We start from the raw sequence: 13,317 nt of genomic DNA, 5'->3' as shown, positions 1-13,317 counted from the left end.
TGAAGCTTGACAAATTTTTTATTTCCAAATAAAGATCTTTCACAATTGCCAGAAGAACAAGCCCGATTAATGATCCGTTTAGGAATGCTGACAAGCACAGGCTTCTCACACCGTTTGCTTAATTATGTCAAAGCAGTTAAGCATTTGATTTGTGGAGAATTAAACCATTATAAATCTCTGTGTCGGTACTTATACACTAGTCATTTTTGCTCATAGAACGAGACGCCTGACTATGAATGTTGTTGTTTTAAAAGCTCAGAAAAGAAGGTTTGGGTTACTTTTTAAAAATGTTACGGCAGGAGAGGTTCTACTACCTCTTGAGTATCTCCAGCTTCCAGAAGATCAAACTAGTGAGTTTATCAATGAAAACGGTCAGTATTATTCTCAGACTGGGTTGAGCGATTCAAAAAATATTGGCGGCGTTTCAGTAACTATTATTGTAAAAAAGATTTGAAAGAGGTAAAAAAATGAAAATTTATTTAAACAAGTACGATCCAGCAACCGTCGAAAAAGCGGAAAGTTTATTTTTTAACGGTAATGGCTATCTGGGTGTTCGTGGTAACTTAGAAGAAGCCTATTACGATTATTTTGCAACTAACCGTGAAACCTATTTGAATGGTTTTTACGAAACCAAAGTGATTGATTATCCAGAAAAAATGTACGGTTTTACTTCAACTAGTGAAACAATGATTAGTGTTGTCGATGGGCAAACAACATTGATTTCCATCGGTGACGAATCATTTCAAATTGACCGGGGAACGTTGGAAAGCAGCGAAAGGTATATTGACTTGGAACAGGGAGTAACAGTTCGTATAGTAAATTGGTTGTCACCAAATGGTTTTGAAACAAAAATCACCATTACACGGCTGGCTTCATTTACCCATAAAAATTTATTTGCTATGCATTTTGAATTTGAAAAAATTAATCATGAACTGCCAATCTATATTACAACTCATTTGAATTATGTCCCTGTACGGACGATTGATAAGAATGATCCAAGAATGAGTCATGATTTGCACCAAGTTGAGGTTATTTCATTAGATACGGATGCACAGATTTGTACATTCGTTGCACCAAATTCACAAATAACTGCGAGTTTGAAATGGCAGATCAATCAATCCCATCTTCACTATCAATCAACTGAATCACGTTTGCTGATTGAAAATGAACTTGATGGAAATGTGTATTATAAAGTACTGAGTTATGCTTTTCATGATCAAGAACATGAAGGTTTAACATTAAGTTTTGAAGAATTACTAGCTGATCAAAAAGCTTATTTGAAAAATTTTTGGGATGCTGCTAAAATCTCAATCAAAAGTCGCGATGAATTGGAAGAAAGTGTTAACTACAGCACCTTTGCTTTGCTGCAGTCGCTTGGAACAGATGGATATACTAGTATTGCCGCAAAAGGTTTGAGTGGCAACGGCTATGAAGGCCATTATTTTTGGGATGCGGAAATGTATATTTTTCCTTTATTTTTACATTTACAACCGCAGTTGGCCAAAAAAATGTTGGAATATCGTATAAAAACTTTGCCGAACGCTAGAGAAAATCGAGCAATGATCGGTTATCAAACAGGGGCGCTGTATCCTTGGCGCACCATTTCCGGCACAGAGTCCTCGGCTTTTTTCGAAGCAGGTTCAGCACAGCACCATATTAATGCTGATATTGCATATGCGTTCATCAATTATTATCGGTATACAAATGATCTGGAGTTTATGGTCAACGGCGGCTTTGAAGTGCTTTTGGAAACAGCGCGCGTATTTGCTGAGATTGGTTATTTAAAGAACAATCAGTTTCATATAGATATGGTGACTGGTCCAGATGAATATTCCGTTTTGATTAATGATAATTTTTATACAAATCGCTTGATTGAACACCAATATAAATGGGTCTGCCGTTTGGCCGAAAAACTTGCAGAAAACTATCCTAGTGATTGGCAGCACTTAGCTGAAAAATTAAAAATCCAGCCTGATGAATTGAAAAAATTACAATATTATGCGGATCATATGACAAAAATTATCGATCCGGTTTTAGGTGTTCTAGCACAAGATCGTGATTTTTTAAATAAAGCAGAATGGCCTTTTTCAAATACAGAAACAAAATATCCGCTGCTACTGCATTATCACCCTTTAGAAATTTATCGCTATCAAATTTCTAAACAAGCGGATGCTGTTTTAGCTTTGATGTTATTCCCAGATGATTTTGATCCTGCAGTGACACAACAAACAATCGCTTATTACGACAAGCGGACAACTCATGATTCGTCGTTGTCTTATTCAGCATTTTCTGTTGTTTACAGTCGGTTAGGTGAGCTTGAAAAAAGTTACCAATATTTTTTGGAGAATGCTCGGACAGATTTAGACAACCTGCATAAAAATACGAAAGAGGGCATTCATACTGCTTCAATGGGCGGAACCTTTATGAATATTATTTACGGATTTTGTAATCTGAGACTGAGAGAAGACGGTTTGTCTTTGAATCCGCACTTGCCGGAAGGTATTGAAGAAATTTCATTTTCAATCATGTATCAAAACGAACGATATCAAATTCAAGTAAAAAATGACGATTATCAAATCAGAAAAAAATAAAAAGGATGGGTTTAGATGATGTATGAAGGAGCAATTTTTGATTTAGATGGTGTTTTAGTAGATACAGCCAAATATCATTTTTTAGCTTGGAAATCTCTGGCAGACCGCTTAGGAATAAATTTTACAGAACAAGACAATGAACGGTTGAAAGGTGTTTCGCGAATGGCTTCTTTGGATATTTTATTGTCCTTAGGTAATCGAACGTATATAGAAGATCAAAAAGCACAGATGGCAGCTGAAAAAAATGATTTATATGTCAGTTTCATTGAAAAAATGAATCATTCAGAAATTTTACCTGGAGTTGTAGCATTTTTAACCGCTTTAAAAGCCAGAAAAATTAAGACAAGCTTGGGTTCAGCCAGCAAAAACTCGTCGATTATTTTGCAAAATACAGGTTTGATGCAATATTTTGATGCAATTGTGGATGGCAATGATGTTACAAAAGCGAAACCAGATCCAGAAGTCTTTTTACTAGGTGCAAAACGTTTAGGATTGACCCCAGTAAAATGCGTCGTTTTTGAAGATGCACAAGCTGGTTGTGAAGCAGGAAAAGCAGCCAAAATGTACGTGGTCGGTATTGGAAAAGCAAAAAATCTGCCAAGTGCAGATATGGTAATTCCAGACTTTAAACACCTTAAAGCAGAACAATTATTTTAAAGAGGTTTTTACAATGATTAAAATCTTAGCAATCGGTAATAGTTTCTCTGAGAATGCCACCCACTACGTTCATCAAATAGCTGAAGCGTCAGGAGTTGATACTAAAGTAGTCAATCTTTATATCGGTGGCTGCAGTCTGGCTCAACATTGGGAGAATATTCAAAACAATCGCCGCGATTATCGCTTTGAACAAAATGGTTTTTATGAAGATAATGCGCCTTTAGTTGCGATCAATGAAACCATAATTAATGACGATTGGAACCATATTGTTATTCAGCAAAGTAGTGATTTAAGCGGAATTGAGTCTTCTTATGAACCGTATGTTGGCAACATACTCCGTTATCTAACGGAAAAAGCACCGCAAGCTCAGATCTGGCTTCATCAAACTTGGGCCTATGAAATTGACAGCTTGCATCCAGCTTTCACAAATTATGGCAACAATCAAAAATTAATGTATCAAAAATTAACAACATGTTATCAAAATATCGCTGAAAAATATTTACTGCCGCTTATTACGAGTGGCTCCGCAATTCAAACACTGCGATTGACAGCACCTTTTAATTACGACGCGGGCGGTCTTAGTCTATGTGCTGAAGACGGCTATCATCTAACTATTATCTATGGACGGTATGCAGCTTCTTTAGTGTGGGCTAAAACGCTTTTAGATATTGATCCCAAAGCAGTAGCTTATCTTCCTGAAAGTCGATTTGCGCCAAACTTCTTGGTGAGTCCCCAGTATCTGAATGTGATTAAAAATACTGTCAGCTGATCTAGCGGACAAAATAAAACCTGTGTGAGATAAGCAGGATAAGTGAGGTAATCTTTATGGAACAGCAACAATTAGTTGCGCTATTCGAACAAATGACAATTGAAGAGAAAGTTGATTAGTTGTTGCAATTAGCAGCAAAATTCTATTCAGAAAAAGCAGAAGTAAAAACCGATCCAATAACAGATCTTGGACTAACAGAAACCAATATCAAAAATGCCGATAGAATTTTAGGTGTGTCTGGTGCTGAAGAATGATTTGCAATTTAAGTGCAACACTAAAAGCATAGACAAAATTCTTGTATAATGGTGTGGACTAACAAACGCATTAAGAGGAATTTTATCTATGACTTTATATATAAATCTTACTACACAAAAGCGAGAAATGATATTTTTATATCATCGTTTTTGTGTTTCTCTTAGAAGAATAAGCCGGTTAATCAAATGGTCACCTTCAACAGTGATGAGGGGAATTAGACGGAATTCTACAAAAGTAAAACCGTATTCACCTTCTTTAGCGCAGAAATCATATCATAAAATAAACAAAAATGTGGTAGAAAACGTATCTTAGATACGTCATCACTTAAGGAAACGGTATGTAAACCTTTTATTGAATCCTGAACAAATAGCGAATAGAATTAAAATGGAAAAGCATACAACGATTAGCTATAATACTATTTATCGTTTTATTTATCATGGCTTATTTAATAAAGGATTCACTAAATATAGTCGTGGCGCTCTTAGAAAACTTAGACAAAAAGGAAAACCTATCCCAAACGAGTTGAAGACGGTCAAGGAAAATTCAATGATGCCCCCAATATACATGAGCGCCCGCTTGAAGCTGAAAATAGAAAGAACTTGGAACATTGGCAAGCGGATACAGTTATTGGTGCGAAAGGAAAATCTTGCTTAGTCACGTTAGTGGATCGTAAATCTAGATTTCTATTGACTTCTAAAGCTGCAAAAAAAGATGCTCTATCTGTTTCGAACGCTATCATTAATCTATTCTCTGAGTTGCTTTTCAATAAAAGAAGAACGATAACTCCTGATAGGGGAATTGAATTTGCTTTATATCATAAGTTCATTAAAGTTGCTAATATTGATTGTTATTTTTCTGATCCACAGGCACCTTGGCAACGCGGGACCGATGAAAATACAAATGGACTATTACGAGAATACCTGCCAAAAGGGGAAAATATGACCTTAACTTCAGATAGTTATATTCAATCCTTTACGCATAAATTAAATATTAGACCACAAAAATGTTTAAAATGGAAAATATCTTATTAAGTTTTTTACGATAAAGTGTTGCACTTAATTGGACAATTCGAGAGTAGAGCGTAACTAACCCTAGAAGTAGGCAAAGATATTTTTCAATTTTTCTTTGGGTAAGCCATTCCTTATCAATCATAAAGTTCTTTTCCATTGCTTGTAAGTTTCAAAGATAATATAAGTATTTAAAGCTAACCGACAATTAATTAGCATTTCACCTTTTTCTTACTTTTTCTTAAGTGCGCAACAGATAAATAGATAAAAGAACAATTGGATATAAACAGAAGGAAACTTTCATGGTATCGCCAACGATATGGAGTTGCTGCAAATTGCTATTCTGCGTTCCTTTGCGACCATCGTTTGAATAGTTTAATTATTCATCATTTATCTTCTAATGGTAGAGGAGAAGATAATATGATATAGATGATATCTAATTTGTATTAAGTTTTATTTGGATTGCCGAGTTTTAATTGTTCAATATTTAAAAATTTCTGTATTGAAAGTGAAATAGCTCCACTAATTACAGGATTCCATTCGATAGGGCTGTTAATAACAAGGACATCTTTTGTAAATTGATTGTTTAAATTTCTTTGAATGATGTTTATCATATCTGGAATTTTTTTGTTAATGGACTATTGAAAATTACTAATTCCGGTGCATATAACATGATGGTATTATTAACACCAATGGATAAGTAGTGGGCATATTGTTTAATCATTTCAACAACTTTTGATTCCTTATTATCATATAGAATAGAAACTACATCTGAATTTATTTTATTGAGATTTTTTTCTTTCGAAATTTCGTGATAAATTACTTGTGTAGAGCAATATTTTTCTAAGCAACCATAATTTCCACAAGTGCATTTTCTTCCATTTGGAAATAAAATAGTATGTCCTAATTGTCCAGCATAGCCTTTATTACCAACATCTAGTTTGCCGTTTTTCACAAGTCCGACACCAATGCCACTATGAAGACTAATAGATGCTAAGTTTTCTATATCTGATGAAAAAGTATATTCACCCAATGCTGATAAATTAGCTTCATTTTGTAAGAATACCGGGAAGTTGTATTCTTGGTTTAACATTTCAACTAGGTTTATTTCAGCAAGATCGTTGTAGGAAGTACTGATAATTTTGTTATTTAGAACTTGACCTTGAAGAGCTATTGTCATACCTACTATGCCATAACGGGTATGAGGACAATCTGAAGTAAGCTGATTGAATACTTTATGAATTAAATCTTGGACGTTTTTTTTGTTAACATAAGTATCAATAAGTTGAACCCTATGGATTTCTTTTCCATCCAAAGAAGCTAATGCGCCATCTATATAGTTATAGCCTAGATCAATTGCAATTACTAAAGCTGAAGAACTACCGTTAAAGGTCAGCATGATAGGCTTTCTTCCACGATTTGTAGCTTCCCAATCCTTTTTTCAATAATGAATCCATCGTTTATTAATTTATTTGTAATTGAAGAAACAGATGCTTTATTTAAAGAGGTAATTTTACTTAATTCTGCTCTAGATATTTCTCTATGTTTTATAATTTGATTAAGTATTTGAGCTTCATTTTGTTCTCTGATAGTGTATTTGCTAGAAATCATTTTTTTCTCCTTAGTTAGAATAAATTAGCTACAATTAAAATTTAAGATTCCTGTTTGCTAAAAACAAATCGATCTGTCATAAAAAATATAGCGTTTACAGTTGACATTTTATTGAGCTTGTTTTATAGTCTAGTTATTAATTAGTTTAACGTGCTAACGAATAAATTTCAAGTAACTGCTGCTTATTATTTTATATTTATTTTTTTTAACTAATTAGTTTATCGTGAAAACAAATTAATTTATAACCTTTTGTTGATACAGAAGAATAAGCAGGCATGTTCTTGAAAGCGTTTTTAATGCTGCGATTACTGGTGTTGTAATCATTCAGAAACTAATTTAGAAAAATTGAAAGTGGGATGGAAGATGTGATTGAAATTACACCAAAATCTTTTTCGAGAACCTTTGATGATGAATTATTGATTGTAGAAGCTTGGGGGAAAAATGCCGTTAGAGTCAGATCATTTGCAGATATGAACTTTGAAAATAGACTTAATTCTTTAATTGATGAGCCTAATACTTCAGGTACAGTCATAATAAATCAAGACGAAAATAAGATAGAATTAATAAATGGAAAAATTAGAGTTGTGTTAGACCATCGGGACCGATTGACATTTTATAATGAAAAAAATGAAGTGTTATTAAAAGAGTTTATCAGATTGAGAGCTGTTAAGCATGATGACGGAAGTGAAGATGCAGGTACAGTTGAAATCACTAAAGATTTTAATTCAACGCTGAAGTTGAAGCCTAGAGAATATCGCTCTAATTTGCAAGGTGGGTTTCAGGTTACAACTAGATTTGAATCTGAATCAAAAGAGAAGATTTTTGGAATGGGACAATACCAACAATCTTATCTTGATTTGAAGAATACAGTTCTAGAGCTAGCTCAAAGAAACTCACAAGCATCCATACCATTTTATATCTCGAGTTTAGGATATGGATTTTTATGGAATAATCCGGGTATAGGAGAGGTATCCTTTGCTAAAAACATGACTCGATGGGAAATGGCTTCTACTAATTATATTGACTATGTAATAATTGCGGGTGATACACCAAAAGAGATACTTCGAAATTATAGTGATTTAACTGGCAAAGCTCCTAAAATGCCTGAAAGCTTATTGGGATTATGGCAAAGCAAGCTACGTTATCAATCTCCAAACGAAGTACTGAATGTTGTAAAAAAATACTGTGCTTTGGGAATAAAACTTTCAACTATAGCTATTGATTATTTCCATTGGCCTAAACAAGGTGAATATCGATTTGATGAAGAATATTGGCCTCAACCTGAGCAATTTTTAAAAATATTAAGAGATGAATATAATGTAGAACCAATTATTTCCATATGGCCTACTGTACAAACTGATGCAATGAACTTTGATGAATATCTAGAAAATGGCTACTTAGTTAAAGTGAATCGTGGAGTTAGATTAACAATGCAAATTCAAGGGAACACAATTTTTGTTGATATGACTAATGAGAAAGCACGAGAATATGTTTGGAACCTCATTAAAAAGAATTATGTTAACAAAGGAGTTAAATACTTTTGGCTAGATGTAGCTGAGCCTGGGTATTCTGTATATGATTTCGATAATTATCGATATAAAAAAGGAACTGATTTACAAATTGGGAATTTGTATCCAATCGACTATTTATCAATGATTTCTGAAGGTTTAGGAAATAATCAATCAGTTGTTACACTTGTAAGAGGTGGATGGGCAGGGGCTCAACGCTATGGAGCTTTGCTATGGTCAGGCGATATTGATTCTAGCTTTGAAGCTTTTCGTAATCAAGTAAATACTGGATTAAACGTTGGGTTGGCTGGGTTACCTTGGTGGACGACAGATATTGGAGGATTTCATGGAGGAGACCCTAAAGATCCTGAGTTTAGAGAATTACTAGTTCGCTGGTTCCAATATGCAACATTTTCGCCCATTTTACGAATGCATGGTGATCGCTTACCACACAGCAAACCATTATCTGACCATGGAGGAGGATCAATGGTTACCGGAGCTCCAAATGAAATTTGGTCTTATGGTAAAGAAGTAGAACAAATACTAACGAAATATATAAAAATACGAGAAGAATTGAAACCTTATATTAGTAAGTTGATGAGACAGGCCCATGAGTTTGGTGATCCACTTATGAGAACATTATTTTATGAATATCCACATGATCAGAATGCATGGAATATTGAAGATACCTACTTATTTGGAGATGCACTCCTTGTTGCGCCTATTGAAAATTATAAAGAAACTAGTCGAGAAGTTTATTTACCAAAAGGTGAAAGTTGGACAAACCTATGGACAAGAGAAAACTTTGATGGTGGAAAAACAGTGGTAGTCGAAGCAGACATTCAACAAATCCCGATTTTTATCAAAACAAGTGAAAAAGGTAAATTTTCAAAATTATTTGATGTAATTAAGGAGGAAAATTAATGGAAGCAAATATTCTTCAATTAGTATTAATTGTGCTGTATGGATTTTTTATTAACTTTGAAAAAAACTCAACAATGTTTGGAACTTATCAACCGGTAACAGCAGGTTTTGTCACAGGATTAATTCTAGGTGATATATCAACAGGTTTATTTATTGGTGGTACTTTACAGTTACTATCTTTGGGAATAAGTAATTTTGGAGGAGCTTCAATACCTGACTATCAAACAGCAAGTATCGTAGCAACTTTTATTACAATTACTACTGGGCAAAAACCATCTGTAGGAATCTCTATTGGCATACCAGTAGCTTTATTGATGGTCCAACTAGATGTAATCAGAAATACCATTGGCATCTGGATGGTTCACAAAGCTGAAACAGGTGTGAAAAAAGGTGATTATAGTATGATTACCAAAATGCAAATGTTTGGTGTGTTTTTAACAGCAGCAACAACAGGCATACCAGTTGCATTGGCAGTAATTTTCGGTCCATCATTAATTAATACAATTTTATCGTATACTCCAGAGTGGCTAACCAATGGATTAACTGTCGCTGGAGGTTTATTACCAGCTGTTGGTATCGGATTACTACTGCGATATTTACCTGCAAAAGAATATTTTAGTTATCTTGTTATTGGCTTTGTAATGGCTGTTTATATGAAAATACCTTTATTAGGAGTGGCGCTTGTAGGGTCAGCTATTGCATTAATAATTTATAAAAAAAATAGTAAAGATTTAGTAAAGAATACTGTAATTAATACAGCAGAGGGGATGGATGACGATGAATAATATCGAACAAACAAAATTAAGTGTTGATACAAAAACTAAACGAAGTGTTTTGTGGAGATGGTTTTTTACAAACTCAGTTTCTTCTAATTATGAAAAGATGCAAGCTTTAGCATATTGTTATGCAGTATTACCATTTTTAAAAACAGCATATAAAAATAAACCAGAAGCATTACAAAAAGCGGTATTAAATCATTTACAATTTTTTAATACTAATCCTTGGGTGGCACCTTACATTTTAGGCATTAATGTAGCTATGGAAGAGAATGCTGACGAAAACACAGAAGAGGCTGTAACATCTATCAAGACGGGCCTTATGGGCCCGGTAGCTGGTTTGGGTGATAGTTTATTTGTAGTTATTCCTTGGACTATATTTGGTGCTATTGCAGCAAATATGGCAATTGATGGCAGTCCAGTAGGGATTTTATTATGGATTGTTGTAAGTATAGCACTAAAGTTAATTAGTATTCCATTATTTAATGCAGGATATACCTCAGGAACAAAATTAATTGCTACTATAGAAAAAAGTTTAAAATTATTAACTGAGTCAACTTCGATTTTAGGTTTAATGGTCGTGGGGGCATTAATACCTTCAGTCGTTAAAGCGAATATTGCTTTAAACTTTAAACAAGGTAATTTTTCAATGAAAGGTCAAGACATTTTGGATCAGATAATGCCCGGATTATTGCCTGCATTGTTAGTTGGTTTAGTTTTCTGGGCATTAAAGAAGAACGTTAAACCTATTTACTTAATTATTGGTGTTATGGTATTGTCAATTATTTTAGCGGCTCTAGGTATTTTAAAATAAAATAATTTATGGGAGGCATTTTCGATGGAAATGAAAGGCATTAACAATATTAGAATTGATGATCGCTTGATACATGGTCAAGTAGCTACAATGTGGAGTAATAAATTGGGAGTAACACGTTTAATGGTAGTGAACGACAGCGTTGCTAAAAATGATTTACAAAAGCAGGTTTTAAGAATGGCAGTTCCTGCTGGAATTTCTTCATCTATCATAACTGAAGAAACAGCTATTAGTAATATTAAAAATGGTAAATATGAAGGACAAAATGTTTTAATGATTGTCAAATCACCCGTGGATTTATTACCGTTTATTGAAAATGATTTAGAGATAAAAAGAATCAATGTTGGTAATATGTCAAATCGTAATAATACTACTGTTTTAAGACCAAATATTAGTGTCACTGATGAAGAGCGGTCTGCTTTTGAGAAACTATTAAGTCTAGATATTGAAATAACAACAATTATGACACCTGATGACAAAAAGACTTTTTTAAAAGATATATTGTAAGGGAGACAATGATGACTAACGAAGTAATATTAATGAGCCATGGCCTTATGGCAAAAGAAATTTTAAATTCAGCTAAAATGATCTTAGGTGATCAAATAAATTATCCTGTTGTTTCTATGAAGCCTGATGATGGTATTGAAGGAACCTTTAAGAAATTAGATAAAATTATTGGGACTTTAAATGATGCAAAAAGAATTGTGATTTTAGCAGATCTAATGGGTGGAACTCCAGCTAATGTGGCTATGATGATGGCAAGTAGAGACTCAAGAATTCAGGTAATAACTGGAGTTAATCTAGGAATGGTTTTAGAATCATTCTTTGCCATAGAAGAGGAAAATCTTGTAGAAAACTTGTTGAAAATAGGTACCGAAAGTATTAAAATACCGAAGTTACAATTTTCTGAAGAAGAGGAAGAGTAATAATAAAAATTAAAAAACCTATGGCTAATCAATTTTCAATAGTATATAAATTATGAAATTATTAATAGAATTGAAATAACTATTTCAAAGATGATAAGGAGACTTATAACATGACTTACTTCCCAAATATTGGAAAAATTAAATACGAAGGAACTAATACTAAAAATATGTTCGCGTTTCGACACTATAACCCAGAAGAAATAATTATGGGAAAGACTATGAAAGAACATTTACGATTTGCTGTAGCATACTGGCACACTATGACACAAGACGGTTCAGATCCATTTGGAAACCCAGTTAATAAGCGAGATTGGTTGGAAGCATCTCCTATGGAGACTGCGAAAAAAAGAGTTATAGCTTTTTTTGAAATTCTAGAAAAACTAAATGTTGAATATTTTTGTTTTCATGATATTGATATTGCTCCAGAAGGTAACTCTTTAAAAGAATTCTTCTCTAATATTGATGAAATTACAGATTTAATAAAAGATAAGATGGATGAAACTGGTATTAAACTATTGTGGAATACTGCAAATATGTTTTCAAATCCTCGTTATGTCAACGGCGCAGCATCTACAAATAATGCAAACGTATACGCTATCGCGGCTGCTCAGGTAAAAAAAGGGTTAGATATTTCAAAAAAACTAGGTGGAGAAAATTATGTTTTTTGGGGTGGACGTGAAGGCTATGAAACACTACTAAATACTGATATGAAGTTTGAACAAGATAATATTGCTCGTCTATTCAAAATGGCTATATCTTACGGTGAAAAAATTGGGCATAAGCCACAATTTTTAATTGAACCAAAACCCAAAGAACCTTCAAAACATCAGTACGATTTCGATGCTGCTACTACTATGGCATTCATTTTAAAATACGGGTTAGAAAAGGATTTTAAGCTAAATCTAGAAGCTAATCATGCAACTTTAGCTGGACATACATTTGAACATGAACTTAATGTGGCAAGAAACTATGGTGCATTAGGTTCAATTGATGCTAATCAAGGTGATGTTCTGCTTGGATGGGATACAGATGAATTTCCTACTAATGTATATGATGCGACATTAGCTATGTGTGAAATACTAGAAAATGGGGGGATTGAACCTGGTGGGATAAACTTTGATTCTAAAGTTAGACGTTCATCTTTTGAAATGGAAGACTTATTACTTGCTCATATTACTGGAATGGATACATTTGCGCGAGGATTAAAGAGTGCGATGAAATTAAAAGAGGATCGTTTTTTTGAGGATCTAAAAGAACAGCGTTATTCATCTTTTAAAGAAGGTATTGGCGAAAAAATCATTTCTGGAAAAGAAAATTTAGAAAGTTTAACTGATTATGCCCTAAAAAATGAAGAGCCAATAATAGAATCAAGTCATATAGAATATGTAAAAAATATTTTAAATGATTATCTGTATTAAGAAAAATGGGCTGAAATATCTTTTGCAGATATTTCAGCTTTTTTGAAAGGATTTAATAATT

10 protein-coding genes and 3 pseudogenes are annotated in these 13,317 nt (G+C 33.5%); 12 read left to right on the top strand and 1 reads right to left on the bottom strand.

What is annotated here, in order from left to right; translation table 11 throughout:
• Positions 1 to 232 precede the first annotated feature (232 nt).
• The 6 genes and pseudogenes from IGI63_RS14465 to IGI63_RS14440 all read left to right on the top strand — a co-directional run bounded on the left by IGI63_RS14465 (position 233) and on the right by IGI63_RS14440 (position 5,303).
• On the top strand, positions 233 to 454 hold the full coding sequence (locus tag IGI63_RS14465) for a hypothetical protein (RefSeq protein WP_429976070.1): 222 nt from the start codon (positions 233 to 235) through the stop codon (positions 452 to 454).
• Between the two features lie 13 nt (positions 455 to 467).
• Positions 468 to 2,591, top strand: coding sequence for a glycoside hydrolase family 65 protein (locus tag IGI63_RS14460; RefSeq protein ID WP_429976069.1), 2,124 nt, complete (start codon positions 468 to 470; stop codon positions 2,589 to 2,591).
• Between the two features lie 15 nt (positions 2,592 to 2,606).
• Positions 2,607 to 3,248: a beta-phosphoglucomutase gene (gene pgmB, locus IGI63_RS14455; RefSeq protein WP_429976068.1), complete on the top strand. Its 642-nt coding sequence runs from the start codon at positions 2,607 to 2,609 to the stop codon at positions 3,246 to 3,248.
• Between the two features lie 13 nt (positions 3,249 to 3,261).
• The gene (locus IGI63_RS14450) at positions 3,262 to 4,017 is read left to right on the top strand and encodes a DUF4886 domain-containing protein (RefSeq protein WP_429976067.1); all 756 of its coding nucleotides are present in this window, start codon (positions 3,262 to 3,264) and stop codon (positions 4,015 to 4,017) included.
• Between the two features lie 56 nt (positions 4,018 to 4,073).
• A pseudogene (locus IGI63_RS14445) lies at positions 4,074 to 4,268 on the top strand (hypothetical protein); the annotation flags it as partial.
• Between the two features lie 91 nt (positions 4,269 to 4,359).
• Positions 4,360 to 5,303 (top strand): annotated as a pseudogene (locus tag IGI63_RS14440) (IS30 family transposase).
• A 422-nt stretch (positions 5,304 to 5,725) separates the two neighbouring features.
• On the opposite strand, the pseudogene IGI63_RS14435 reads toward IGI63_RS14440, so the two are convergent.
• A pseudogene (locus IGI63_RS14435) lies at positions 5,726 to 6,890 on the bottom strand (ROK family protein).
• 356 nt (positions 6,891 to 7,246) lie between these two features.
• Here IGI63_RS14435 and IGI63_RS14430 point away from each other — a divergent pair.
• From IGI63_RS14430 to xylA, 6 genes are all read left to right on the top strand, one after another.
• Positions 7,247 to 9,322, top strand: coding sequence for a glycoside hydrolase family 31 protein (locus IGI63_RS14430; protein WP_429976066.1), 2,076 nt, complete (start codon positions 7,247 to 7,249; stop codon positions 9,320 to 9,322).
• A complete protein-coding gene (locus IGI63_RS14425; RefSeq protein WP_429976065.1) occupies positions 9,322 to 10,107 on the top strand; it encodes a PTS mannose/fructose/sorbose/N-acetylgalactosamine transporter subunit IIC in 786 nt (261 codons plus the stop codon). The genes IGI63_RS14430 and IGI63_RS14425 overlap by 1 nt, the downstream gene beginning before the upstream one ends.
• On the top strand, positions 10,100 to 10,912 hold the full coding sequence (locus IGI63_RS14420; RefSeq protein WP_429976064.1) for a PTS system mannose/fructose/sorbose family transporter subunit IID: 813 nt from the start codon (positions 10,100 to 10,102) through the stop codon (positions 10,910 to 10,912). Before IGI63_RS14425 ends, IGI63_RS14420 begins: the two co-directional genes overlap by 8 nt.
• Positions 10,913 to 10,936: 24 nt before the next feature.
• On the top strand, positions 10,937 to 11,419 hold the full coding sequence (locus IGI63_RS14415) for a PTS sugar transporter subunit IIB (protein ID WP_429976063.1): 483 nt from the start codon (positions 10,937 to 10,939) through the stop codon (positions 11,417 to 11,419).
• Between the two features lie 11 nt (positions 11,420 to 11,430).
• Positions 11,431 to 11,838, top strand: coding sequence for a PTS sugar transporter subunit IIA (locus IGI63_RS14410; protein WP_429976300.1), 408 nt, complete (start codon positions 11,431 to 11,433; stop codon positions 11,836 to 11,838).
• Positions 11,839 to 11,948: 110 nt separating this feature from the next.
• Positions 11,949 to 13,256, top strand: coding sequence for a xylose isomerase (xylA, locus tag IGI63_RS14405; RefSeq protein ID WP_429976062.1), 1,308 nt, complete (start codon positions 11,949 to 11,951; stop codon positions 13,254 to 13,256).
• Positions 13,257 to 13,317: the final 61 nt, after the last annotated feature.

Origin of the sequence: Enterococcus sp. DIV0086, from assembly GCF_050498705.1 — a bacterium.
In the GTDB taxonomy this organism is placed as follows: Bacteria; Bacillota; Bacilli; order Lactobacillales; family Enterococcaceae; genus Enterococcus; species Enterococcus faecalis.
Note: the sequence above shows the minus strand (reverse complement) of the source record. Positions and strands in the feature narration are given on the sequence as shown.